Annotated in this window: 21 protein-coding genes and 3 pseudogenes; 12 read left to right on the forward strand and 12 right to left on the reverse strand. The window is 60.2% G+C overall.

Features of this window, described 5'->3' with window-relative positions; all coding sequences use genetic code 11:
• Positions 1-5 precede the first annotated feature (5 nt).
• Together HV765_RS03505 and HV765_RS03510 are read left to right on the forward strand one after the other, a co-directional pair.
• Positions 6-1,136: an alpha-hydroxy acid oxidase gene (locus HV765_RS03505; RefSeq protein WP_175168801.1), complete on the forward strand. Its 1,131-nt coding sequence runs from the start codon at positions 6-8 to the stop codon at positions 1,134-1,136.
• A 134-nt stretch (positions 1,137-1,270) separates the two neighbouring features.
• Entirely contained in the window at positions 1,271-2,242 is a 972-nt protein-coding gene (locus HV765_RS03510; RefSeq protein ID WP_254600428.1) for a Bug family tripartite tricarboxylate transporter substrate binding protein, read from the forward strand.
• A 55-nt stretch (positions 2,243-2,297) separates the two neighbouring features.
• Here HV765_RS03510 and HV765_RS03515 read toward each other — a convergent pair whose 3' ends face one another.
• On the reverse strand, positions 2,298-3,590 hold the full coding sequence (locus HV765_RS03515; protein WP_175168802.1) for an MFS transporter: 1,293 nt from the start codon (positions 3,588-3,590) through the stop codon (positions 2,298-2,300).
• Positions 3,591-3,867: 277 nt separating this feature from the next.
• Entirely contained in the window at positions 3,868-4,821 is a 954-nt protein-coding gene (locus tag HV765_RS03520; RefSeq protein ID WP_175168803.1) for a LysR family transcriptional regulator, read from the reverse strand.
• Positions 4,822-5,099: 278 nt separating this feature from the next.
• Between HV765_RS03520 and HV765_RS03525 the strand changes: the two genes are divergently transcribed.
• The 6 genes from HV765_RS03525 (at position 5,100) to HV765_RS03550 (ending at position 12,900) form a co-directional block, all read left to right on the forward strand.
• Complete coding sequence (locus HV765_RS03525) at positions 5,100-6,074, forward strand: Bug family tripartite tricarboxylate transporter substrate binding protein (protein ID WP_175168804.1); 975 nt, start codon at positions 5,100-5,102, stop codon at positions 6,072-6,074.
• A gap of 13 nt (positions 6,075-6,087) precedes the next feature.
• A complete protein-coding gene (gene hisC, locus HV765_RS03530) occupies positions 6,088-7,185 on the forward strand; it encodes a histidinol-phosphate transaminase (protein ID WP_175168805.1) in 1,098 nt (365 codons plus the stop codon).
• Positions 7,182-8,510, forward strand: a complete 1,329-nt coding sequence (locus tag HV765_RS03535; RefSeq protein ID WP_175168806.1) for an FAD-binding oxidoreductase — start codon at positions 7,182-7,184, stop codon at positions 8,508-8,510. Before hisC ends, HV765_RS03535 begins: the two co-directional genes overlap by 4 nt.
• A 25-nt stretch (positions 8,511-8,535) precedes the next feature.
• Positions 8,536-10,209 carry a thiamine pyrophosphate-dependent enzyme gene (locus tag HV765_RS03540; protein WP_175168807.1) on the forward strand — a complete coding sequence of 558 codons (1,674 nt, stop codon included), beginning with the start codon at positions 8,536-8,538 and terminating at the stop codon, positions 10,207-10,209.
• A complete protein-coding gene (locus HV765_RS03545; RefSeq protein ID WP_254600429.1) occupies positions 10,209-11,627 on the forward strand; it encodes an aldehyde dehydrogenase family protein in 1,419 nt (472 codons plus the stop codon). The genes HV765_RS03540 and HV765_RS03545 overlap by 1 nt, the downstream gene beginning before the upstream one ends.
• 109 nt (positions 11,628-11,736) lie before the next feature.
• Positions 11,737-12,900, forward strand: a complete 1,164-nt coding sequence (locus HV765_RS03550) for a M20 metallopeptidase family protein (protein ID WP_175168809.1) — start codon at positions 11,737-11,739, stop codon at positions 12,898-12,900.
• 357 nt (positions 12,901-13,257) lie between these two features.
• On the opposite strand, the gene HV765_RS03555 is transcribed toward HV765_RS03550, so the two are convergent.
• Positions 13,258-14,208, reverse strand: coding sequence for a LysR family transcriptional regulator (locus tag HV765_RS03555; protein WP_175168810.1), 951 nt, complete (start codon positions 14,206-14,208; stop codon positions 13,258-13,260).
• Positions 14,209-14,370: 162 nt separating this feature from the next.
• Between HV765_RS03555 and HV765_RS03560 the strand changes: the two genes are divergently transcribed.
• Positions 14,371-15,846: a sulfatase-like hydrolase/transferase gene (locus tag HV765_RS03560; RefSeq protein WP_175168811.1), complete on the forward strand. Its 1,476-nt coding sequence runs from the start codon at positions 14,371-14,373 to the stop codon at positions 15,844-15,846.
• A 138-nt stretch (positions 15,847-15,984) separates the two neighbouring features.
• Positions 15,985-16,965 (forward strand): Bug family tripartite tricarboxylate transporter substrate binding protein, encoded by a 981-nt coding sequence (locus HV765_RS03565; RefSeq protein ID WP_175168812.1) that lies wholly within the window; start codon positions 15,985-15,987, stop codon positions 16,963-16,965.
• Between the two features lie 404 nt (positions 16,966-17,369).
• Here the strand turns inward: HV765_RS03565 and HV765_RS03575 are convergent.
• From HV765_RS03575 to HV765_RS03605, 6 genes and pseudogenes are all read right to left on the reverse strand, one after another.
• A pseudogene (locus HV765_RS03575) lies at positions 17,370-18,238 on the reverse strand (LysR family transcriptional regulator).
• A gap of 9 nt (positions 18,239-18,247) precedes the next feature.
• Positions 18,248-18,658, reverse strand: coding sequence for an FUSC family protein (locus HV765_RS03585; protein WP_254600430.1), 411 nt, complete (start codon positions 18,656-18,658; stop codon positions 18,248-18,250).
• On the reverse strand, positions 18,655-19,077 hold the full coding sequence (locus HV765_RS03590) for an FUSC family protein (RefSeq protein WP_420840098.1): 423 nt from the start codon (positions 19,075-19,077) through the stop codon (positions 18,655-18,657). Before HV765_RS03590 ends, HV765_RS03585 begins: the two co-directional genes overlap by 4 nt.
• Positions 19,078-19,170: 93 nt before the next feature.
• Positions 19,171-19,302: pseudogene (locus HV765_RS03595) on the reverse strand (transposase domain-containing protein); the annotation flags it as partial.
• A gap of 31 nt (positions 19,303-19,333) precedes the next feature.
• A pseudogene (locus HV765_RS03600) lies at positions 19,334-20,177 on the reverse strand (IS3 family transposase).
• 60 nt (positions 20,178-20,237) lie between these two features.
• Positions 20,238-20,612, reverse strand: coding sequence for a winged helix-turn-helix transcriptional regulator (locus HV765_RS03605; RefSeq protein ID WP_175168816.1), 375 nt, complete (start codon positions 20,610-20,612; stop codon positions 20,238-20,240).
• 91 nt (positions 20,613-20,703) lie between these two features.
• Between HV765_RS03605 and HV765_RS03610 the strand changes: the two genes are divergently transcribed.
• Complete coding sequence (locus tag HV765_RS03610; RefSeq protein WP_175168817.1) at positions 20,704-21,564, forward strand: SDR family oxidoreductase; 861 nt, start codon at positions 20,704-20,706, stop codon at positions 21,562-21,564.
• A gap of 63 nt (positions 21,565-21,627) precedes the next feature.
• Here the strand turns inward: HV765_RS03610 and HV765_RS03615 are convergent, their stop codons facing one another.
• Positions 21,628-22,212, reverse strand: coding sequence for a helix-turn-helix domain-containing protein (locus HV765_RS03615; protein WP_420840099.1), 585 nt, complete (start codon positions 22,210-22,212; stop codon positions 21,628-21,630).
• A gap of 127 nt (positions 22,213-22,339) precedes the next feature.
• On the opposite strand from HV765_RS03615, the gene HV765_RS03620 reads away from it, so the two are divergent.
• Complete coding sequence (locus tag HV765_RS03620) at positions 22,340-22,708, forward strand: MBL fold metallo-hydrolase (protein ID WP_175168818.1); 369 nt, start codon at positions 22,340-22,342, stop codon at positions 22,706-22,708.
• Between the two features lie 108 nt (positions 22,709-22,816).
• On the opposite strand, the gene HV765_RS03625 is transcribed toward HV765_RS03620, so the two are convergent.
• Both HV765_RS03625 and HV765_RS03630 read right to left on the reverse strand, forming a co-directional pair.
• Positions 22,817-23,137 (reverse strand): transposase, encoded by a 321-nt coding sequence (locus HV765_RS03625; protein ID WP_175168819.1) that lies wholly within the window; start codon positions 23,135-23,137, stop codon positions 22,817-22,819.
• Positions 23,138-23,404: 267 nt separating this feature from the next.
• Positions 23,405-23,953, reverse strand: coding sequence for a cysteine hydrolase family protein (locus HV765_RS03630; RefSeq protein WP_175168820.1), 549 nt, complete (start codon positions 23,951-23,953; stop codon positions 23,405-23,407).
• Positions 23,954-24,117: the final 164 nt, after the last annotated feature.

The raw sequence follows: 24,117 nt of genomic DNA on the forward strand, positions 1-24,117 counted from the left end.
CCCTCATGAAGAAATTCGTCAACGTTGAGGACTATCGGCAGGCGGCGCGTCGTCGTTTGCCGAGGATCGCCTTCGACTATCTGGACCCCGGAGCCGAGGATGGGATTACCTGCCAGCTGAACCGACAGCGGTTGCAGGATATTTATTTTGAACCACGCGTGCTTCAAGGGGTGGCTACGGCCGATGTTGACTTGAGGGTAAACACCTTCGGCGCCGTTTATCGGCTTCCATTGGCCATTGCGCCGACCGGTTTCGCTAGCTTGTTCTGGCCGCAGGCTGATGTCGGTCTTGCGCGTTGCGCCGCGCAGGCAGGAATTCCTTACATCATGTCTACGGCGTCAACGACGTCAATCGAAGAGGTCGCACGCCAGACGGATGGCGGTGCAACACGCTGGTTTCAGCTCTATCTGCTAAACGACAGGGACGTTACGGCAGCCATTGTGGAGCGTGCGCGAGACGCTGCCTACTCGGCCTTGGTGCTGACCGTGGATACCCCATGCGCCGGAAAGCGTGAGGCAAGCATCCGACATGGGGCGCGTCTGCCGTTGCGGCTGGACGCTGAGAAATTGCTGGACTTTGCCCAGCATCCTGGATGGGCTTGGCAGATGCTGCGGCATGGCCAGCCCAGGCTCGCCAATTTCTCCTATTCGCGTGAAGAGCCGTTCTTGATGGAGACGCACCTGAAGCGTCGCATCGATTGGAAGGATGTGCGCTGGCTGCGGCAGGCCTGGTCTGGCCCCTTGATCCTGAAAGGGGTGCAGTGCGTGCAAGACGCACAGTTGGCGTTGGAACACGGCCTGGACGCCATCGTGGTGTCCAATCACGGCGGCCGGCAGCTCGACGGCGCGCAAAGCCCGATGCAGGTGCTGGGCATGATCACTCAGACCGTGGGGCAGAAACTCACGGTGATGGCCGATAGCGGCTTCCGGCGCGGCAGCGATGTCGTCAAGGCGCTGGCCTATGGAGCCCACAGCATTTGGCTGGGTCGGGCCACGCTGTACGGGATGGCAGCCAGAGGCCCGCAAGGCGCTGCGCACGTGCTGTCCATCATTGAAGATGAGATGCGTCGAACGATGACGCTTTTGGGTGTTGGCAACCTTGCTGAGCTGAATGCCTCCTTAATCCGGCCGGCTTGATCAATCGCGATTCCATTCTTCAATCGCGATTGCTCCCGACCGGTAGCGGCATGCCGATGGTGGTTCAAGAATACGAGCTTCGCTGCGCAGCACCTGTGCGGTGAAAACTCATACAAAAACCAGGAGACAACACGGTGAAAAAAAATATCTGCGTCAACATCATTCTGGGCACCGCGTGTCTGGCGGCAGCAGCAGGAGCCTTCGCGCAAACCTACCCCGATAAACCGATTACCCTGATTGCACCCTTTGCGCCGGGTGCGTCAGCCGATGGCGTGGCCCGCGTAGTCGCGCGCGAACTTTCTCAGGCGGTGGGTAAGCCGGTGGTGGTCGAGAACCGCGCTGGTGCAGGAGGAACGACAGGCTTGATTGCGCTGGCGCATGCAGCACCAGACGGCTATACCTTGGCTATTGGTGCGACAGGCGCCATCTCCGTGAATCAGCACCTCCCCGACGCCGCACCGCTGGATCCGAAGAAGCAATTGGTCCCGATTGCAAAATTGGCGGATATCCCGTTGGTATTGGTGGCTAGCCAGAAGTCCGGGTTGAAGACGCTGGGCGATGTCGGCCCCGCCTCGGTGAAAGAAAAAGGCATCAACTATGGAACATCCGGCCAGTTCACGTCGCATCATCTGGCTGGTGTCTTGTACGGCTCGTTGATCAATGCCACGATGGTGGCGGTGCCCTACCGCGGCAGCGCACCCGCGCTGACCGATGTAATGGCGGGTCAGATTCCGCTGGCGATCGTGGATCTGACGTCCGCGATTGGCGCGATCAAGGGGGGCAAAGTGACGCCGCTTGCTGTGACTAGCGCCAAACGCGCCACCGCCGCACCTGATGTGCCCACCATTGCGGAATCAGGGCATGCTGGCTACGCGGCGGGAGGATGGTTGGGATTGTTCGCGCCAGCGGGCACGCCGCCTGCCATCGTCGAGTCTTTGTCCGCGCGTGTAAAGAGCATTCTGGCCAGTCCTAAGGTGGTCAGCGAGTTTGGCACCTTGGCCGTTGAACCTGCATATTTGAATGCGGCGGATTTTTCCACATTTATCGACCTTGAGACGACCAAGTGGGGCGCCGTGGTCAAACAGGTGGGAACCATACAGCGCTGATATCGCAGGTGTGTGAGATAAAAGGCGCCCTCAATGGGGCGCCCTTTTTTTGCCGCTATGCTGCCTGAGTTTCGGCAGCTCTGTGACTGCCTGGTGGTCGCAGCAGCACGGCGAGGCCCAGCACGAAGAAAACCACGCAGTAATGCGCCGGCGCCAGCCGGCTGCCGGTCAGTTGCTGGATGTAGGTGACAAAGAACAGTGAGAAGCCGCCAAAGATGGTGGCAGCCAGGTTATAGGAGATGGATAGGCCGGTGGCGCGGACCTGAACAGGAAACATCTCCGACAGATAGGTCGGGCTGGGCGCATAGGCAGCCGCGATCAATACCGCGAACCACAGTTCAACCAATAACAGCGGCATGAAGTGCGGATGTTGCAGGATGGTGTTGTACGCAGGATAAATGGTGGCAATGAACAGCGTCAGCGACCAGGCCATCACCCCGCGCCTGCTCCATCGGTCACACAGCATGCCGAAGACCGGAATAAGGGCCATGCGCACGGCAACCGCGAAGATGAGAGCGAGAAAGGCGTCGCGTTGCGACATGCCCAGGGTTTGCTGGGCATACAAGGGCAAGTAGGTAATGATGACGTACGACATCACGTTGATGGCCGCGCTCAAGGCCGTAGCGCCAAAGAGTTCGGGCAGATACTGCTTCCACAACACGCTGAAAGGAACGGGTTGCTTCTTGCTCACCACGAAGTCTTCGGCTTCGTGAAGGTTGCGACGGATATACAAGCCGACCGGTCCGATAACCAGGCCCAGAAGAAAGGGCAAGCGCCAAGCCCACGCATCTACCTCAGCCTGACTATAGAACTCGAATAGCATGGCGCCAACGATGGTCGACAGCAACGCGCCAGAGGCCTGTGCGAACATCTGCCAACTGCCGTAGAGGCCTTTCTGGTGGCTGGGTGCTGATTCGATCAGGTAGGAAGTTGCGGTGCCGAACTCACCGCCAGCCGAGAATCCCTGGATCAGGCGCGCCAGTGCAATTAACACGGTGGCCCACAGCCCAATTTGATCGTACGTTGGTGCTACTGCGATCATGGCGGTAGAGATGAACATCAGGCCGATTACGGCCATCATGGCGGGCTTTCGGCCGGCTCGATCTGCATACATTCCTAGCAAAACGGCGCCGAGCGGACGGGCAACAAAGCCGATGCCTATGCTCAAGGTTGCCAGCAGCAACGCGGCGTTGGGATCATCGTGTGGGAAAAACTTGCGGCTCAGGGTTGCGGCCAGAAAGCCATAGATGATGAAGTCGTACCATTCGAGGGCATTGCCAATGGTGGCGGAGAGTATGACCTTCCATGGCTTCTGCGACGAATGGACCGGTTGTCCGGATGTATGCATTCTGAGAGTCCCTTGGTTCAGGAATCGGCAAATGCACCGGCGTCTGTCGTCGGACAGCCGGCGCGGATTCCCTTGGTTCTTTGAGGTCGTGAGGCCCCGCAAAAAGGCCGCACGCGAGAGGCTGCGAGGATTAGTCCATCGTTCTAGCCTGCGCGACGGACAATGCCGTCGCGTTCGCACTCATTTACGAATCGAGGGAATGGTGTTCCGCACGCCGAATAGGGTCAATTGCAGGACATGCATCGCGATTGCGGTTGGCAATCGCTGAGCGGAAGAATCAACTCACGGACGCACCCGGATTCGGCAGGCCGTTGCGCGCGTTATCGATGCGCACATAGGAAGAGATCATGGCGCAGAGAAGCTGTGCTTCACGGCTCAGCTTTCGGCCGGACTTATAGACCAGGGCGATGGTGTAAGGGCGAACGTCTTCGCTGACCTTGATGGCCTTGAGCTTTCCCTTGACCAGCGGATGGTGCAGCACCACGAGAGGGAGGCGGGCCAGGTAGTCGGAGTGCAACAGTAGCGATACCGCATCGAACAGCGATGACGAATAGGCGGCCACCCGCGGGCGGCCGACGCTATAGCGGTCAAAGATCTCCACCAGGCTGGCGTCGCCTGACTTCTCGTCAGGCACGCCGCCAACGACGATCCAGTCATAGGTGTTGAGAACAGCAACGCTGGCCACGTCGTTCAACGGATGGCCGGAACGTGCCAGCACCACCGGCTCGCCCTCATAAAGAGGCTCGATGTGCAAGTCCTCGGACAGGGCGGGATCCGGTGTTCCTGACAGCCGCACGAGCGCCAGTTCGATGCGGTTATCCCGCAGGTGCATCAGCAGATCGCTTGTCACCGAATGCGTGAGATGCAAGGCGACATTCGGATTGCTGCGGCGGAAATCACCGAAGACGGTTGGGGCGAGGCGTAGCGCGGGATCGATGGACACGCCGACACTGATAGCCGGGCGTTGTTTTTCACTGCTTTGGCGTAGCCATTTGGACGCTCGATCCGCTTCGACGATGACAGTCCGAGCCATTGGGGCAAATGCTTCGCCTTCGGGTGTCAATTGCAGGCCTTTCGCGTCTCGGCGGACTAGGACGGCAGAGTAATCGTCTTCCAACTTGGCAATGCTCTTGGTAAGCCCGCCCTGAGATACCTCGAGGGCGCGAGCGGCCGCGCGAAATCCACCGTATTCAATCACGGCAAGGAAATCCCGTAGCTGTTGCAGTGTCATGGCCAAAATGGAGAACCTTTTTTTTTTGTTGCCCAGACGAAATGGCGTATCGCAATGATACGGCGGCGGCAGCTCCTCGTCCGGCCTCTGAAACGTGCATAAGCGGCACTTCGGGGTTATCCCTAGGAGATATGACACGGTGCTGCCCGCGTGATGCCGGTTCCGACCGCCCTCCGATTGCTGGAGGTAATCGCGATGTGGCGTTGAGCGTTGACCACCAACAGGGTGCATCGACAAGATAGCCTGACACGACCAACAAAATATCCAAGGGGATTTACATGCTCAAACTACTGAGAGCCGGCTTGTGCTTTTCGTTCAGTTTTTTCGTCGGACAAGCCTCGGCCATTGCCGCCGATCTGCCATTCACCATCAATCTCGTGGTCGGCTACCCGCCGGGCGGCAGCGTTGACACCGTGGCGCGGCTGCTCGCCCAACCCTTGTCCAAAGAACTCGGCGCCACGGTGGTAGTCGACAACCGGGCGGGCGCAGGGGGCCGTATTGCTGCGGGCTATACCAAGGCGGCCAAGGCGGACGGCAGCTACCTCATGATCGCTCCCAATTCGGTCACCACCGTCGCCACGCTGGTGTATGCCGGAAAGCTCAACTTTGACATACGCAAGGATTTCGCGCCCGTGGCGCGACTGGTGTCATATCCCTTTGCCTTGTCCGTAGCCGCCAATTCGGGAATTGCATCGCCCGCAGAGCTCGCCACCTGGTTGAAGACCCATCCGGCACAGGCGAATTACGGTTCGTCGGGGGCTGGTGGCCTCGCTCACTTCTCAGGCCTGCTCTATGCCAAGAACGCCGGAATTACGTGGACCCATGTTCCGTTTGCCGGCGGTGCGCCGCTGATCACGAATTTGCTGGGCGGGCATGTCGTCGCAGGCGTGGATACTCTAGTCGACCACTACGAGCAAGCGCGCACCGGCAAGCTGCGGATCCTCGGCATCTTCAGTCCGGAGCGGTACTCCTTAACCCCCGACATTCCGACCCTGGAAGAACAGGGCATCAAAGGGATGGATGTGATGGGCTGGTTCGGCGCCTTTGTGCCAGCGCGCACTCCGCCCGAGGTCGTGGCCCGTTATGACGACGCATTCCGGAAAGTACTAAGCAGTCCCGAGGTGATCAAGCGCTTGAACGAATTGGTGCTGCAACCCGCTTACATGTCGCATGAGGCCTTACGCGACAGCCTGGATGCCGAATTGGCGATGTGGGGGCCCGTCATCAAGGAATCTGGTTTCACTCCTGAATAGCAATAGGCAAACAATGACTTACTCTCCCAACGTCCCGTCGCATATTTCCAGCCTAAAGGCTTATATCCCCGGCTTGCCGATCGAAGACCTCGCTCGCCGCCTTGACATGCCGGTCGAGCGCATCGCCAAGCTGGCGTCTAATGAAAACCCGCTGGGCGCCAGTTCGTTTGCGCTGGCGGCGGCTCGCAACGTCACGATGGACCTGTCGCTCTATCCCGATAACGACGCGTCGGCTTTGGTCGACGCCTTGAGCCAGATGCTTGAAGTGGCCGCTCAGCAAGTGGTTGTCGGTGCAGGCTCCGAAAGTCTGCTCACCATGGTCGCCGCGGCATTTCTGAGCCCGGGTCGCTCAGCGGTTTACACCCAATACTCGTTTCAGGCATTCGTCAATGCCGTGCACCGGGCCGGCGCTGTAGGGATCGAAGTGCCTTCGCCCGATTTCACGGTGCACCCGGAACAGTTGCTGGCCGCAATTCGTCCCGATACAGCGGTCATCTATGTGGCCAATCCGGGCAATCCCACTGGTACTCGCGTGTCTCAGCGTGCATTGGCCGAGTTGCTCGAAAGGGTGCCGTCACACATCCTGGTGGTACTCGATGAAGCTTATGTCGAGTATCTGCCGGAACAGGATGGACCGAACTCGCTCGAGTTTGTGAGCCGGTATCCGAATGTCGTGTTGACCCGGACTTTTTCAAAGGCCTATGGCCTTGCGGGCTTGCGTGTGGGCTACGGCGTGGCTCAGGCCGAGGTGGCAGCCATGCTGCGACGCCTGCGCGCGCCTTTTTCGGTTACGGCCGTTGCGCAGGCCGCAGCCATCGCCGCGTTGGCCGATCAGGACTTTCTTGATCGGACAGTGGCGGTTAATGCGCAAGGGCGCGAGCAACTCTATGTCGGCTTTGATGCGTTGGGCCTGCGGTATCTGCCTTCGTACGCAAATTTTGTACTTGTCGAGGTGGGCGACGGCGGCGCTTTGGCTAAGCGGTTGGAGCAGCACGGTCTCATTGTCCGGCCGGTCGGCGGCTACGGACTGCCGGCCTGGTTGCGCGTGTCCATCGGCTCTGAGCAGAATAACACCCGACTGCTGAAGGCCTTGCAAGAGGAAGTCCGGTGAGCATTGAAGAGCGGTATCTGCACGACTGGACGGGAACACGATACGGCACTCCCGCATCGGTCTTCCGGCCTCGCAAGGTGGATGACGTGTCGGCATGGCTACGTGGGCATCATGCGACCAGCGCCGCGGTTGCGGTGCAGGGGGGGCGGACCGGCGTATCCGGCGGTGCTGCGCCCGGCGACGGTGAACATGTGCTTTCAATGGAGGACTTTAATCAAGTTGTGACCTTCGACCGCAAGGCGGGTGTCATCGTTGTGGAGGCTGGGATGATCCTGGCCGAGCTTCAGGCCATAGTCGAAGCCGAAGGCTGGTCGTTTCCGCTGGATCTGGGTTCACGTGGTTCATGCCAGCTGGGTGGCAACGCGGCGACCAATGCGGGCGGATGCCGGGTGATCAAGTATGGCAATACGCGCAATCTGGTTCTGGGGCTGGAGGCGGTCATGGCCGACGGTTCAGTGCTTGGTCCGGCAAACACGCTGGTCAAGAACAATGCCGGCTATTCCCTGACGCAGTTGCTTCTAGGCAGCGAAGGTACGTTGGGGGTGATCAGCAAGCTGGCGCTGCGGCTCGTTCCCGCGCCGGCCGTACGCATGACGGCGCTGCTGGCGTTGTCGTCCGAAGTGGCTATTGCTGATGTCTTGCGCTATTGCCGAGTAGGCTTCGGTGACAAGCTCTCCGCATTTGAGGTGATGTGGCCCGAATACGTCGCCGCCGCCATCGCGGTGAATACAGCCAGCCGAACTTTGCCGGAGAGTTTTTCCGTGGCCCGCGCGGTTCTGGTCGAGTTGGAAGGCGATGACGAGTTGGCTTTAACCGCATTGCTGGAAAGCGTGTTGTCACAGGCCTGGGAAGAAGGGATGGTGCACGAAGTGGTGCTATCCAGCTCCGTTAAGGATGCGAAATCCTTGTGGGCAATACGCGAGTCCGTGGGCGAAATACAGGCTCGGATTCGGCCATACGCCGGGTTTGATCTGGGCATGCCGGTAAGTGACTATGACGCCTTTGTGAGAACGGCTCGCGCCAATCTGGCGGCGGAGGGCCTTCCCGTAAACGCCTACTTTTTCGGTCACGCAGGCGACGGCAACATGCATGCCTGCATTGGCCCCTGTCACTCCGACGAAGTGAGACTGCAGGTTGAAGCCGCCCTGTATAGCCTGTTGCCCGATTACCGCAGCACGGTGACGGCAGAGCACGGCGTCGGCCGTAAGAAAAAGGCCATGCTGGCTCGGGCGCGCAGCCCAGCAGATCTGGCAGTCATGAAAGCGATCAAGCAAGCGCTTGATCCCAAGAACATTCTCAATCCTGGTCGCATCTTCGACCTCTAGAACACGAAAGCGAGGAGTACCCGCAATGACCATCAACACCGGCGGACACGCACTGGTAGAAAATTTGATCCAGCACGGTATCAAAGACCTATTTCTCATTCCTGGAATCCAACTGGATTGGGCGGTTGATGCCTTGCGTCAGCGTAGCAGCGAGATCAATCTGTTCGTACCGCGCCATGAGCAGACTACCACCTACATGGCCGACGGCTATTTTCGGGCGTCAGGCCAGATCGGGGCGGCAATGGTGGTCCCTGGGCCGGGCGCCCTGAATACAGGGGCTGGGCTAGCTACCGCATACGCATCGAACTCCAAGGTTCTGTTCGTCACACCGCAGATCCACTCCAAAGGAGTGGGCAAGGGCTATGGCCTGCTGCACGAAATCAAGGACCAGACCGGCTTTGTCGCGGGCCTGACGAAATGGAACGCAATGGTCGAGTCCGCCGACCGAATTGCATCAACCATGGATGCGGCGTTTGCGCAGCTGAACGTGGGCCGCCCGCGGCCGGTTGGTGTTGAAGTCCCGCATGATTATCTGCAGGCGTCAGTTGAGCAGGATAACGAGCGCAGTCCCGAGCCGGCACCCGTGCCTCTGGTCGACGAGAAGCTGATCCAGGCTGCTGCAGCGCTGATAAATAGCGCCAGATTTCCCGTCATTTATGCGGGCGGCGGTGTGAACAATTCAGCCGGCGCCGCAGGTCTGCGCTTGCTGGCCGAGAAGATCGGCGCAGCGGTTGTTGCCAGTGACAATGGCCGCGGCGCGCTGACGGATCGCCATCCCTTGTCCATGAATTCGCTGGCCGGGCGCGCCGTATTTCAGCACGCTGATGTCATTGTCGTGGTGGGCAGCCGCTTTATAGACGCCATGACGCCTACCGCTTCCTGGCCGCATGCACCGGGCGTACGCTTTGTCTATCTAAATATAGACCCTGCCGATGTGACGCCTCCGCGCATGCCCGATGTGGCGCTGGTGGGCGATGCCGCCCAGGAACTACCACGGCTTGCTGAGCTGTTGGACAAGCGCACAGTGTTGAAGGAGTCCGATGCCCTGGCTGTAAAGCGCTGGGCGCAAGCTCAAATCGATTCGATTTCCCCTCAGGCAGATTACGTCAATGCCCTGCGCAAGGCCATGCCTGACGATGCCATTTTCGTTAATGAACTGACGCAGATCGGCTATTTGGCGCGTATAGCCTTCCCAGTCTATGAACCCCATACTTACATCGGCCCTGGGTATCAAGGTACGTTGGGCTATGGCTTTCCGGTGGCGCTGGGGGCCGCTGTCGGTGGTGGCGGTCGCCGAGTTGTGTCCGTTACCGGCGACGGCGGATTTGGATGGAATCTGCAGGAGTTGGCGACGGCAAAGCGTTATGAATTGCCGGTGACGTTGATCGTCTTCAACGATGGCCATTATGGCAATGTGCGGGCCATTCAGCGCCGCGAGTTCGGCGCAGAGGTGGCGGTCGAACTGAGCAATCCGGATTTTCGCCTGCTCGCTCAGGCATTCAGTGTGCCGTTCGAGCAGGTGGAAACGCCCGATGCTTTGGGCGCGCTGGTGAAACAGTCGATTAACACCCGGGGGCCGGTAATGATTGAAGTGAAGATCGACGTTGTGCCCAGTCCCTGGCATTTGCTGCGTCTACAGCCTATGAAAGGGATGACGGGGCCCGCCGCACCGGCGAATCCGTTGAACGGGGTGATTTGATGCACTATGAATCGTACTTTTCAGGCGGAAATGTTCTGCCCTGCGATGGCGCGGTCTTTGCCCATGTGCAGAATCCCGCAACAGAAGCACTGCAAGGCTGCGTGCGGGAGTGTTCGATCGAAAATCTGAACGCTGCCGTACGCAGCGCGGTTCAAGCGCAGGCGCTGTGGGCGCAGTCCAGCCTGCAAGACAGGCGTGAGGTTCTGGACCGCCTGACCGCCGCGGTCCAGACGCGTTCGCAGGCCATTGTAGAAGGCCTGGCGGTTGAGATCGGGTGCCCGGTTTGGCTGGGGGCTGCCATGCAGGTTCCCATGGCTTTAAAAGGCCTGGCGTTTGCCCGCGCTGCGCTCGATGACATCGTGTGGGAAGAGCGGATCGGCAATGGCTTGGTCGAGCGCGTTCCGGTTGGCGTCATTGCAGCCATTACGCCGTGGAATTTCCCGCTGCATCAGATCGTGGCGAAGGTCGCCGGAGCCATTGCTGCCGGGTGTGCAATCGTCCTGAAGCCCAGCGAATTTGCCCCGGGCGCAGCCTGGCAGTTCATCGAGGCATGCCAGGATGCAGCGTTGCCAGATGGTCTGGTGAATCTAATCTGGGGCGGGGCCGAGGTGGGTCGGGCGTTGACGACGCATCCAGGGGTCGACCAAGTCAGCTTCACCGGCAGCACTGCCGTCGGACGGGCGGTTATGGCTGACGCAGCCCAGCACCTCAAGCGGGTCACATTGGAACTGGGCGGAAAATCTGCATCGGTGCTGCTGCCCGATGCCGACTTGGAGGCGGCCGTAAGCACTTCATTGCGCATGGCGCTAGCGAACTCTGGGCAGGCGTGCGTCAGCCAGTCCCGCCTAATTGTCCCGCGTACTCGTCTTGCCGAAGTGGAAGAGCGCCTGAGTGCGCAACTTGACGACTGGCCCTTGGGCGACCCGGTGGACCCGGCGACCCGGTTGGGTCCGGTCGCCAATCAGCGTCAGTTTTCCCGCGTCAATGCCATGGTCGACCATGCCTTGCAGCAAGGCGCACGAAGGGTCGCAGGGGGAGCTGGCCGCGCTGCTGGGTTTGACCGGGGCTGGTATTGCCCCGTGACCCTGTTATCGGATGTCCTGCCGGCCATGCAAGTCGCTCAGGAAGAGGTGTTCGGGCCAGTGCTGGCCTTGATGCCGTATGACACGGTGGAGCAGGCGCTGGAGTTTGCCAACTCGACGCGGTATGGGCTCTCTGGCGCCATCTGGTCAAAGGACGCGGAACAAGCTGCGACCTTTGCCCGACAGATGGTAACTGGGCAGGTCATTGTCAATGGTGCTCCCCAGAATCTGGCCACGCCTTTTGGCGGCCGGCGCGATTCGGGCCTGGGGCGCGAGAACGGCCGCTTTGGCGTCGAAGAGTGTCTGACCTATCGCTCGTTGCACGGCGTAGATTGAATTTCGGCGTCTTGGCTGGCCACGGCATTCACAACGGGATACTGCTTTTAACGGGCCGCGAGCTCTCGGTCTTGCGACATAAAAATCCATGAGATGGCGAGGTGAACCGATGAAGAAGAGGCTGGTTTTCGGTCTGTGTGCGGCGGTGCTTGGAAGTCCGGCTGTAGTGTCTGCTGCTGACGTATCGCAACTGGCGCAGCAGGTGCATCCGCGGGTGGTCGAGTGGCGCAGGCACATTCATCAACATCCGGAACTGGGCTATCAGGAAGTGAAGACGGCGGCTTATGTTGCCGAACAGCTTCGCAATATGCCTGGAATGGAGGTGCAGACGGGGATTTTCTTCCGGTCGGAGGTAGTCTCTACGCTGGACGGCAAGCAAGTTGCTGTCATGCATGCCTGCGGTCACGACACGCATGTCGCAATGCTCCTGGGGGCAGCGCAGATTCTGTCGGGTATGCGCGATCAGCTTAATGGCACCGTAGTCTTCATCTTTCAACCTGCCGAAGAGGGCGGAGGTGGCGCATTCAAGATGATTGAAGGCGGTGTGCTGGACAATCCCAAGGTCGAGGCGATATTCGGGCAGCATATTTCGGCAGGCTATCCATCCGGATCCCTCGAGTACCGCGCGGGAGGTACGATGGCCAGCGCCGATACGTTTTCAGTGCTGGTCAAGGGTGAGGGGGGGCATGGTTCGTCCCCATGGGCTGCGCGCGACCCGATCATCGCAACGGCTGACATGATCGTTAGTCTGCAATCTGCCATTGCTCGCGACGTAAATATGTCCCTGGGTGGGTCATCCATGACGGTCGGCCTGATGAGCGGCGGAGCGCGCCGCAACGTCATCCCCGCAGAGGCCAGTTTCTCGGGGACGGTGCGGACCTTGAACGCAGAGAATCGGGACACCTTGCAAAAGTCGTTTGAGCGCATCGTCCAGGGCACCGCGCATTCCCACGGTGTCGAGGCGGATATCCAGTACACGCGTCTGTATCCTGTGACCTACAACAACCCGACATTGACTTCCCGAGCAGTCGGCGCGCTGAAGAAGGCTGCGGACGGTAAGGTAAAGGGAATTCCCGCCAAAATGGGTTCCGAGGATTTCGGGGCCTATGGCGAGAAGATTCCCGCCTTCTTTTGGTTTTTGAATGCTTCGCCTTATGTCGACAAGGCTGGGGCGCCCAATCATTCTCCGCACTTCGTGATAGATGAATCAGCGATGCTGGTCGGCGTCCGCGCGATGGTCGAGACCTCGCTCAGTTACTTCGACAACAAGTAGGGTTTGGCGCACTACGGAGCAATAACAATGCAGCAACCCAAGAGGGTAGCGGCTGTGTTTGCCGAGAATTACGGGGTCGCCCCCAGGGGCCGTGCCGTTGCTCCTGGGATCTCGACGCCGTCGGAGCCGTGTCAACCACCGGAGCTTCAGCTTGGATTGAGTCGCGACGGACTCGGGTGAAACGTAAGCCTTTTCCCCGGGCATCTGGAGTGTTCTTGCTCTAGCTGTCTACCCTCTCAGCTCTTCATGCTAAGGGAGGCTGTCTCGATACATAGCGAGCGTTAGCGGTGTGGATGGTATACCCAATGTCGCTCTGGCCACAGCAGCAGCGCCGCCGCATAGAGTCTGGTGGTGCAGTCAGGATCGATCGATATCTGATGCTGGGAACGGGTCCACCCGGATCGTTTGGCCCACCTCTTCCAGGCCCGCTCGAAGGATATGCGCGACTTCGCGGCACGCAAGAGTTATTGGACGGACGTCCGACATGGCAAGAGTAATGCTGCGAGTGAGCGAAGGTTTCACGATTAGCGCGGCCTGCAATTCGCCGGTTAAGCACTCGCGTGTAACCGCATGCTCGGCAAGCACTGCGTATAGCCCGCTGCGCAGCACCATGTGCTTCTGAATGTGCAGCGAATCGCATTCCAGGGCTACATTCAACGTGACGCCCATGCGGCGGGCCAGTAGATCCAACTGTCGCCGAAACGCGCTGGGCGCGCCGGCCAATACCAGAGGCAATCCTTGCAGTCCGGCGAATGGCACCGTTGCGTTGCGGGTCGTCAGATCGCCCGGCGGGCCCACCAGCAAATGTCGAACGGTGAACAGAGTGCTTTCACGACGGCGGTCGTCGCGGCCCCCGCGCATCAGGATGGCGATGTCGACTTCGCCGATCTCCAGCCACTCGTTGATGGCGGCGCCCAAGCCGTCGCGAATGCGCAGTTGTATGTGGGGGTGTAGGCGACGGACATGGTCATAAACGCGCGATAGGAATGCGGGTTCAATGGACGAGAGCACGCCTACCCGAACCAGGCCGGCGGGCTGGTCCACCGCGCGAGCGACGTCGCGGCCGAGGGCATCGGCCTCCTCGAGCCAGGCCAGCACACGCGGGTACAGCTGCCGACCGGATTCCGTCAGTTCCACGCCGCGGCCGGTGCGGTGAAACAGGCGGCCCCCACATTGCTTTTCCATGGCGGATAGCTGTCGGCTGACCGCCGACTGCGCGCTGTCGCGGAGGGCGGCGACTTTTGTCAGGCTGCCTTGGTCCGCGATCTGGATAAACAGGCGCCATTGGTCGAGAGAGAGAGAAGCCACGCCGGATCCTGGAAGATATAACTGAAAAATCATATCTGATCTTCCTGCTATACCCCTAGCGGGCAGGTGTCACGCCACCTAGACTAGGCCACTGCTTCGTCGCGCAGGAACTGGCGGCCCTCCCGGCCGAATTCGCGGCAGCCTGCCGCATTCAGGAATCATATGCCTCATCCCAACGTGCTCTTCGTCATGGTGGACCAATGGCCCGGCGCTTTGCTGGGCAGCGCGGGCCATCCCGTTGTCCAGACGCCTACGCTCGACCAACTGGCCCGCCTGGGGACTCGATATTCGCGCGCGTATTCGGAATGTCCCATCTGCATCCCTGCGCGCCGTACGGTCATGACTGGCACCTCGCCCCGCAAGCACGGCGACCGCAATTTCTCACCCGCTCAGGAAATGCCCGCGATGCCCACGCTGGCACAGTCGTTTCGCAACGGCGGTTACCAAGCCTATGCGGTGGGCAAGATGCATCTGTACCCTCAGCGTGACCGCATCGGCTTCGACGACATCCTGCTGGCCGAGGAAGGGCGAGCGCAGCTTGGCACCGTAGACGACTACGACCTGTTCCTGGCCGAGCAGGGCGTGGCGGGCGAACAATACCTGCACGGCATGAACAACAACGACTACATGCATCGGTCCTGGCATCTCGCCGAAAAGTTGCATGTCACCAACTGGACCACGCGCGAGGCTGCGAAGATGATCAAGCGGCGCAACCCGCGCCTGCCGGGTTTCTGGCACGTGTCGTACACGCATCCGCATCCACCGCTGGTGCCGCTGGCCGCCTACCTGGAACTGTACGAGCGCGACCGTGTCGACCTGCCACCCCAGGCGGAATGGGACAAGGGCGCGTTGCCGCCCGCGCTTCAGAGCATTCGTGAACACTGGCCTATCCGCGCATCCGACGCAGACCTGCAAGCCATACGGCGCGCCTTCTATGCGCTCTGTACGCATATCGATCACCAACTTCGGGTGCTGATTGGCACGCTGCGCGAAGAGAACCTGTTGGACGACACCATCATCATGGTCACCGGCGACCATGGAGACATGCTAGGTACATTCGGACTGTGGGCCAAACGCCTGTTCTACGAAGGTTCAGCGCAAGTCCCGATGATTCTGGTGGATACCGTCCGCGACGCGCGCGTGGCGGCGGGACACGTCGATGACCGCTTGGTTGGGCTGCAAGACGTGATGCCTACGCTACTGTCGCTCGCGGGCTTACCCATACCGGAGACGGTCGAGGGGCTGCCGATGGTTGGCGCGCAGCGGCGTGACTTCTTGTACGGCGAATGTAAGGAAAACGTGCTGGCGACCCGCATGGCGCACGACGGGCGCCATAAGCTGATCTGGTATCCGGCGGGCAACGTGGTGCAACTGTTCGACCTGCATGAAGATCCACGGGAATGTCGCGACGTGGCAGCCATTCCCGCCTACGACGATGTGCGGCGGCGACTTGAAATGGTGCTCGTGCAGAACGCATGGGGCGTGGACGCGGCATGGATTCAGGACGGACGCCTAGTGGGCACCATGGCAGGCCCGGTGGAACGCGGTGCCGACCGTGCATTCGGCGGTCAGCGCGGCCTGCATTATCCGCAGCCGCCGCTTAGTGACCCGACGCAGACGGTGGGCTCGCCGGGATGAGGAAAGGTGCTGGGTGCGCAGCGCGATCAGTGCTTCATATAGACGGTCTCGCCGCAAGTGGCACGCAAGAAAATCCTGACGAGAAACGTTCCGGCTTTGCCAGCCGCGAGAGGCAAAATAACAAAGGAGACAAGCATTATGAATAAGCTGAAGGCGACCGCCGTAGGCGCGCTAGCGCTCTGTTCAACCCTGGTCATGGCAACTAGTCCCGCCCGCGCCGCAGATTGGCCGGCGGACAAGCCAATACGTCTGATCGTGCCGTATCCCGCAGGCGGCAACTCCGATGTAATTGGGCGGGTCTTTGCACGCAAGCTTGGCGATGCCCTGCACCAGTCCGTTGTCGTCGAAAACCGGCCTGGCGCGGGCGGATCCATCGGCGCGGCGTTTGCCGCGAAGGCCGAGCCCGACGGCTACACTTTGCTTTTGGGCGACATCGCCACGCATGCCATCAACCGTCTGTCGATGCCCAACCTTGCCTATGATGCGCAAGCCGATTTCACGCCCGTGTCGCGCCTGACCAGCATTTCGCTCCTGCTAGTCGCCAATTCGAAATATCAGTTCAAGTCGGCGAGGGATTTCATCGCCTATGCCAAGGCCCATCCCGGCAAGATGACATACGCTACGGGCGGCTACGGCACACCGAGTCAACTGGCGATGGAAATGTTGAGCGGCATTGCGGGCTTGGAAATGCTGCAGATCCCATACAAGGGCAGTGCGCCCGCGTTGACGGATGTGGTGGCGGGGCAAGTGGACGTGATGATCGACGGTGCGGCCACGCCGCTGGTGAAAGCCGGGAAATTGGATCTGCTCGCCGTAACGGCGGATCGCTCTCCGGCTTTCCCCGATACGCCCACGTTGTCCGAATCTGGCGTATCGGGATATCGCTTCGTGTCATGGCATGGAGTCTTCGCGCCAAAGGGCACGCCGCAGCCTGTTGTGGAAAAGCTGGCGCAGGAATTTCATCGCGCGGCGCAGGCCCCCGAAGTGCAGAAACAATTTCAGGCGCTGGGGATCGGGCTGGACACGCAGTATGGGCCGGCGTTCGCTTCTTTCATCGCGGATCAGCGGCAATCCATCGAAGCATTGGTGAAAGAGCGCGGGCTCAAACTGGCGCCGTAACGCATGCGGCGCAGGCCCGTCGATGAGCGACACGAACGATGCTAGCCGGAGTCCCGGAACACGCTATGACGAGTTTCCGTGGAAAGCCCATTCTTCTAGGCCAACGCCGCCTGGCATTTCCAGGAGCGACCTCGGAAGCCACACTGCCACCGCCAACATAATCGCGGTTAGCGTCAATAGCGACCGCGCCAGCTTGACCTTCTCGGTCGCAGAAGATTTCACGGAGGAGTATTTTTGGCGGGTGAGACTAGGGTGCCTAAAAGGAAATGGCGCAGTTGAGCAAACTGCAGGTAAAACGCATCATCTGGGAAGTAAGTGATAGCGATAGCAACGCCTCACGTAAAGAATCCACGGGAGTTGTGGATATATCGCAGCAGGAAATTCCCTCCAGAGTTGCCGAGACCCTAAAGCGTGGTGCCGATGGCGTCCAGCAACACACGCACTTTGGGTGGAGTCAACCTGCCTCCAGGAGTAATGGCATATACGGTAATGGGCGATGACTGATAGCTTGGCAAGACGTGCTGCAAGCCCAGGCGATGAATCTCTTCGCTGAAGAAGTTCGGGAAAAGGCGGACGATGCCTAGGCCGTCCGCAGCGGCGCGCATGCACATCTCCGCGTGCGCAGTTCGGATTGTAGGTGTGATGGGAATCCGAGAAACCTCTTTGCCTTGCTGAATAAATCCCAATGCGGTTCGTCGCCGTCCGCGATGACGGGCCAGTTGCGGATCTGCTCGGGCGAGTCTAGCGGTCCAAGACGTGTCGCCAGCTCGGCTGCGGCAAAAAATGTACGTGTGGCAGACACAATGCGTTTTCCGATTGCGGAACCGTCCGGAAGCTGTGTGGACGTTTTGATCAGAGCGACGTCATAGCCGTCCGCCAGCAGATCAGGCATGCGCCGCAGATCGTCGATTTCGGCGCGCAAGCCGGGATGAGATTTTAGGAGCTTGTTGAGCACGGGTGACAGATGCAGCCAGCCGGCTTCGTAAAATGTGCTGATGCGCAGCAGACCACGGACCTCTTCTGTGGCCGACAGTGCCGCGGTTTTCAGGTCATTCAGTCCCTCAAATAGCGATGCTGCGCGTGGGTATAGTTGCTGGCCGGCTTCCGTCAGGCGAATGCGGCGCGTGGTTCGTTCGATCAGCCTGATGCCTAATCGTTCTTCAAGGCGCGAGATCGAGCGGCTGAACGTTGCCGCTGGTATGGACGCGCTCTGGCTGGCGGCGGTGAAGCTGCCAAGATGCGCGAGGCGGCAGAAATTCTCCCAGTCGCGCAGTCCACCCTTTTATGATTCAAGCCAAAACTCATTCTGGATCCTCTCAAGCTGGGCGCGCGCGTACAGGGCCCCTGGTTGGCTGGGATGCGCGCCTTGCAACGCGTCGATTAATTCCGTGGACGCCGCTTGTAGGCGGCCACTTGCAATGCCCCTGGCTTCATAAACTGGCGTTTGGATGCAGGCCTCAAGCCACGCGTGCAGTTTTCCTGCCAATGGAGCAGTCTTAGTCGTGCTCATCATTCGAGCCAAGCGCATGTACACGTGTCCGGCGTCAAGGCCTTTCAGGCTCAGGCGCAATAGCCGTCGGGATTGCGCCGTATGAGTGGCACAATTGCTCAGGTAGAGCAGCTTGCCTCCCATGCGGCGATTGAAATCAACCTCAGGGTGTGGCGATTGGTTGATACGGCGCAGATCTTTCACGACCGCGGCAATGACTCGGCCTTGCACAACGAGAGCGGAGGGGGGGCCCGCAAAGCAAACCCCGCTGCCATAATGGCCAAGCCTATCGTGATTCCCAGCGCCGTGTTGATGGCTGTCTCCACGGAGAATGTCATCGCGTTGCTTGGCTGGACCTGGACGATAAAGCTCACGCAGAAACCCAGCCCATAAGGCACCAACGCGCGATTGGACATGACCATCAGGCCAACGAACAATGGCACGGACAAGATCAGCGCGAGAAGTTCAAACGTCCCTGAGGCCATCGCCAGCAGTCCCAGCCCCCAGAATACGGAGACCGGTACAGCCGCTAAGCCGCCCAAAGAGATCTTCCGGGCAGTCATCGAGGGAGAGGGCGCGCCGCCGAACATCTGTGAGAACAGCGCCGGCACGACCATTATCATGACCAGCGCACCCGTTCCGCAGCCCGCGATCCATACACCGTAAACGTCCGGTTCTTACCGTGTAGACGGCTTCTTTGCGCTCAGGTAAAGACGTTACGCGGTGCGCAGTTGCTCAGCGACGGCCCAGGGCAACAGTCTGTCGATCTGGTTGACCGGATGGTCGGCGATGCGGGCCAGCACGTGGCGCAGGTACGCCTCGGGGTTGATGCTGTTGAGCTTGCAGGTGTGGCCGTGCCTCGTTTCCACATACATCAAGTCATGCAGCCAAGCGGGAGTTCTCGCTGGTCACTGGGGGCAGGAAGCCGTTGGCCGAGTGCAGGCGCTGGCGGTTGTACCAGCCTTCGATCCAATTGGCGATGTCCAGCCTGGCCTGCCTCCGCGTGTCGGTAGCGTAGCTGATGGATGCGCTCGACCTTCCGCGCCTTGAAGAAGCTCTCCATCGGCGCGTTGCGCAGGCGTTGGCCTTCCTGCTCATGGACATCGTGATGCCCAGCTCGACGGCCAGAGCCCGGTAGCGCCCTCCGGCGTACTGCGACCCGCGGTCGGTGTGGACCAGCAGCCCTTTGGCCGGCTTGCGCAGCCACCATGCCGACTTCAAGGCGGTGCACACCAGCGTGGCGTCGATGGTCTCGGACATCAACCAGCCGACGATGCGCCGACCGGCCAGGTCCATCACGGTCGCCAGGTATAGCCAGCCCTCACCGGTGGGCACGTACGTAGCACGCGGCACAGCCGGCTGAGGGTGTACTGGTCGCGATGCTCGTCGATCCAAGCGTACTTCATCGCGCCCTCTTGGCGAAGTACGCCGTCGCTTTTCGAAGGACTTCCACATCCAGCTTCGCGTCGGCCAGCTCCCTTCGCAAGCGGCTGTTTTCCGCCTCCAGTTCACTCACCGGGCGCCGCGTTGGCGCCTCACTGGGCACTGTCGCGCCGCTGGCGCCGGCCGATTCAATGCCACGCCTGGACTAGTTGCCCAACGTCGCCACCGGCACGCCGAGGTGACGTGCGGCCTCGTGTCCGCCCTCCGACGTGGCTAGCCTGACGGCCTCAGTCTTGAACTCTTGTGCCTACTGCCTCTTGGGCAGCTTGCCTTCTCTCATCTCGATTCTCCGTACCTCTGAGGTTATCAACTTCTTGCTCTACGTGAAATCGAGGCAGGGTCAAGGTGGCTCAAGTCCAGCAATATGTGCATTCACTTGGCTGGCTTCGACCGTAGTCGTTTCGTTCGGCACCGCGTCTCCCCACCGTCCCATCGCTTCCAGAACCACGCGCAAGCCCTCGCCGAGGGGTGTCAGTGCGTAGACAACCCGTGGCGGGGTTTCGGCATACGCGGTGCGCGTGACCAACCCATGGCGCTCGAAGCCCTTCAGCCTGTGCGTCAATGTGTGGGCGCTGATCCCGGGCAATGCCTCCTTGAGCTGCGTGAACCGGTGGGGCCCGTGCAGCAACTCGCGCACGATCAGTGTGGCCCACGGACCGTCGAGAAGCGCAAGGAACCGTGCGACTCCGCAGCAAGGTATTTTTTTTTGGTCCATGGCTGAATTTTTCCATTAGTGCATTTGACGTAACTAGTTCAAATAATAGACTATTGATCGTCTATCCACTACACCCTAGAGAGAAACTCCCATGACTTTTGTGATTCACGGCGCTACTGGCGCCCAAGGTGGCCCCGTGCTGGCGCGTCTGATTCAATCGGGCAAGCGTGCTGTTGCCGCTGTCCGTGACACCTCAGCCGTCAAGGACATGCCTGCCGTTGCGGTTGACAATGCCTCGGTGGATTCGTTGGTGGCGGCTTACCAAGGTGCGGAGGGTGTCTTCATCCATCTGCCGGTAGTGGCTGAAGCGGAGCGCCTCCACTACGCCTGCAATATCGCCCAGGCCATTGCCCGCGCAAAGCCGCAGCGCGTGGTGATCTCCACCAGTGGATGGGTAATGGACGAGCCGAGCTCGCCGCTGCAGAACCCGCCAGAAAGTGCAATCTCGACCTTGGTACGCGAAGTCCAGCAAGCAGGGGTTTCATTGGCGGTGGTGGCTCCGCGCCTGTTTTTTGAGAATCTGCTCAATCCGCTCATATTCGGGTCGGTGAAGGCTGAAGGCGTTCTGCAGTATCCCCTGCGGGCAGATTTCCCGGTGTCGTGGGTTTCTCACATGGATGTTGCCGAGGTTGTCGAGCGCCTGCTGTTTGACGCGTCCGTGACCGGTGTGGTCGGCGTTGGGCAGTCGCCCGCAATCACCGGGGTGGATATTGCGGAAGGCTTCACGCGTTACCTGGGCCGCCCGGTAGCGTTCCGCAGCCAGGAGCCCGCAGCATTCGGCGATATGATCGCCCCGTTTATCGGTGCCGATGGTGCTGCCGGGGTCGCAGCCGGTTACCAGTTGCAAGCCCAAGCTTCTGCGAACGCAATTGCCCCGGAAACAAGTGCACAACGCCTGCTTGGTCTGACACCCCGCACGTTGGAGCAGTGGCTGGCTGAGATAGCCGCCTGACTAAGCGCCATCGGCTTGCCGTGCCTGCAAAGAGGGCATATCCACCCGCTCAAACCAGGCAGTTCAATCGGGCAGAGGTCGTCCTGCCGTGTCCTGCGCTGTCGCTATGGATGGGGCACCGCCGGTGCGTCGGTGTTCGCGAAAGGGGCGCCGATAGGACGACGGTGATGTGTGCACCTGCGATGCAAAGCGCTGCCGAAATGTAAGCGATGTACCAAAGCCAACTTCCGCTGCAAGCCGCTCGATCGGCATGTCGGTGGTCTCCAACAGTTGCTGCGCGTTGCCGATGCGCTCCGCCGCCAGCCAATTGTTCACGGTGGTGCCCGTGGCGTCACGGAAGCGCCGGGTGAAGGTGCGCCGGCTCATGCGCGCCACGTCGGTTAGCGTGTCCAGCGACAACGGCTCGGAGAGATGCGCGCGTGCCCACTCGAGCACGCCGGGCAAACGGTTCTCGCTGGGCAGGGCGGGCACGGGTTGTTCGATGTATTGCACCTGCCCGCCTTGGCGATGGGGCGGCGTCACCAGCATGCGCGCCACGCGATTGGCCATGTCGGCACCGTGGCGCATGCGCACGATGTGCAGGCAGCAGTCGATGGCAGCCACCGTGCCGGCCGACGTGATGACATGGCCATCATCAACATACAGCACATCGGGAAGGAAGTCGGTTTGGGGAAAGCCAGCACGGCAACACGAACGGGCGGCATGAAATCTCCAGGTAAACGGGGGTCGAGCAATCCGGTGCGAATCTATTCCACTGACTCAACCAAGGAACCCCATGAATGTCTTGAACCTATTGCACGGCACCGCCGCGTTGAGCTGCCTGCTTGCCCTTGGGGCCTGTGGTACGCCCGAATCCCGCGTGATGGCCCCGACGGCACAAACCGTCAAGTTCCAGCAGATCCGCAACGCCACCATCAAGGTGGACTACGCAGGCACCACGTTCCTGATCGACCCGATGCTGGCCAATGCCATCATCGTCACCCACACCCACCTGGACCATTGGGACGGCGCGGCCAAACAAAGCCTGCCGAAGAACTTGCCGCTTTTTGCGCAGAACGAGCCGACGCGCAGAGCGTTCGCAAGGATGGCTTCACGAACGTGCGTGTGCTGGGCAAGAACACCGTGTTCAACGGCGCGCGCCTGAGCATCACCGCCGGCCAGCACGGCTCTGACCCGGCCATGGCTGTTGCGGGAGTCTCGTGATCCGGAGTACCTTCTATCGTCGGCTCCCCTCGCGGCAACCTCAACCGCATCACACCAGGCTCGGGGATCTCCTGGCGATGCTGGACCGGTCACTGGCCTGCAGTTCCTGCTTCGCCAACGCCACGACATGGAATTGTTCGGCCGCTTCCGGCGCAGCAACCACAGATTTATCCTGCACCGGACCGAAGTGACCTTCACGATATGGCCGGCGCCCACGAAATACCTGATTCGCGTTCAGACCATTGGCTGACGCCAACTTCGACACCGACACCTCCGGCCCACACACCGTCTGCGCCATCCGGCGCTTGAACTCCAACGGATAATTGCGGCTGCCAGGCTCTCGGCCGGGCTGTTTTAGTATCGACTCCAATTTAGTTCCCACTAGCTTCTGGTGGGAATTAACTTTGGACTGCCCACAACCTCCCGTCTACCCGGTCAGGCTCGGACGGCCACGTTGGTTCTTATATCAGACAATTTGCATGTTGAGTCCTTGATTGGCGCATATCATCTGGCGTCACACGGTTCCCGAGACTAGGGACCGTGCAAGTTCATGCCATCGTGACCCAACAGCGGGCCCGGGCGTCGCCAACTGCCGTCCAGCAAGCGAGGCGCGCGGAACACTTCTTCGGATGCTTCGTCAATTCGCCAAGTATTCGTCCGTCGACTTGACTGTGCCATAGCCGAATGCGAATGCGGCCATCATTGCGGCGTGTACTTGGGCTGCGGGAACCTTCACGTCATTGAATTCCAGATCTAGCGTGGCGCAGGCATCGTGGAGCACGGTGACGGGGTAACCCATATCGACCGCAGCGCGAACGACCGCGTCCACGCACATGTGGCTCATAGCGCCGACGACGACCACTTCTTCGACTCCTTTGTTGTCGAGTTGTTGCTTGAGGTCGGTTTGACGGAATGAGTTGACAAAGTTCTTTACGATGACGGGCTCGCCGTCGCGCGGGGCGACGGCAGGCTGGATTTCCACGCCCTCGCTACCCGGCACAAAAACTGGCGCTTCATTGTTGGCGAATTCGTGTCGGACGTGAAAGATCGGCTCGCCACGTGACCGTGCGTGAGCGATCACACGTGCCGCATTGGTCGACGCCGCTTCAATGCCGGACAGGGGTAGTTTCCCTGTGGGGAGATATTCGTTCTGAAGGTCGACGACGATCAAACCGCGCTTTTTCATGGACTTCTCCTGAAGGTCTAGAGTGAGTCAACATATTCGCCGGAAGCGCGTATTTCAGAGAAGTGGCAGTACCGACAACTTACGTGGTGATACCGACATTTCTCTGCAAAGCGCTAGCGAAGTTCAAGTAAGGTCTGTCGCGACTCCCCGGATGCGCAGCCCGT

Origin of the sequence: Achromobacter kerstersii (assembly GCF_902859595.1) — a bacterium.
GTDB lineage: Bacteria > Pseudomonadota > Gammaproteobacteria > Burkholderiales > Burkholderiaceae_B > Achromobacter > Achromobacter kerstersii.

Bases quoted from the DNA above. Each gene is read 5' to 3' on its own strand.
- HV765_RS03505 (WP_175168801.1), top strand. From the start codon at position 6: ATGAAGAAATTCGTCAACGTTGAGGACTATCGGCAGGCGGCGCGTCGT.
- HV765_RS03515 (WP_175168802.1), bottom strand. From the start codon at position 3,590: ATGCATACATCCGGACAACCGGTCCATTCGTCGCAGAAGCCATGGAAG.
- HV765_RS03520 (WP_175168803.1), bottom strand. From the start codon at position 4,821: ATGACACTGCAACAGCTACGGGATTTCCTTGCCGTGATTGAATACGGT.
- HV765_RS03525 (WP_175168804.1), top strand. From the start codon at position 5,100: ATGCTCAAACTACTGAGAGCCGGCTTGTGCTTTTCGTTCAGTTTTTTC.
- hisC (WP_175168805.1), top strand. From the start codon at position 6,088: ATGACTTACTCTCCCAACGTCCCGTCGCATATTTCCAGCCTAAAGGCT.
- HV765_RS03540 (WP_175168807.1), top strand. From the start codon at position 8,536: ATGACCATCAACACCGGCGGACACGCACTGGTAGAAAATTTGATCCAG.
- HV765_RS03545 (WP_254600429.1), top strand. From the start codon at position 10,209: ATGCACTATGAATCGTACTTTTCAGGCGGAAATGTTCTGCCCTGCGAT.
- HV765_RS03550 (WP_175168809.1), top strand. From the start codon at position 11,737: ATGAAGAAGAGGCTGGTTTTCGGTCTGTGTGCGGCGGTGCTTGGAAGT.
- HV765_RS03560 (WP_175168811.1), top strand. From the start codon at position 14,371: ATGCCTCATCCCAACGTGCTCTTCGTCATGGTGGACCAATGGCCCGGC.
- HV765_RS03565 (WP_175168812.1), top strand. From the start codon at position 15,985: ATGAATAAGCTGAAGGCGACCGCCGTAGGCGCGCTAGCGCTCTGTTCA.
- HV765_RS03590 (WP_420840098.1), bottom strand. From the start codon at position 19,077: ATGATAATGGTCGTGCCGGCGCTGTTCTCACAGATGTTCGGCGGCGCG.
- HV765_RS03605 (WP_175168816.1), bottom strand. From the start codon at position 20,612: ATGGACCAAAAAAAAATACCTTGCTGCGGAGTCGCACGGTTCCTTGCG.
- HV765_RS03610 (WP_175168817.1), top strand. From the start codon at position 20,704: ATGACTTTTGTGATTCACGGCGCTACTGGCGCCCAAGGTGGCCCCGTG.
- HV765_RS03620 (WP_175168818.1), top strand. From the start codon at position 22,340: ATGAATGTCTTGAACCTATTGCACGGCACCGCCGCGTTGAGCTGCCTG.
- HV765_RS03630 (WP_175168820.1), bottom strand. From the start codon at position 23,953: ATGAAAAAGCGCGGTTTGATCGTCGTCGACCTTCAGAACGAATATCTC.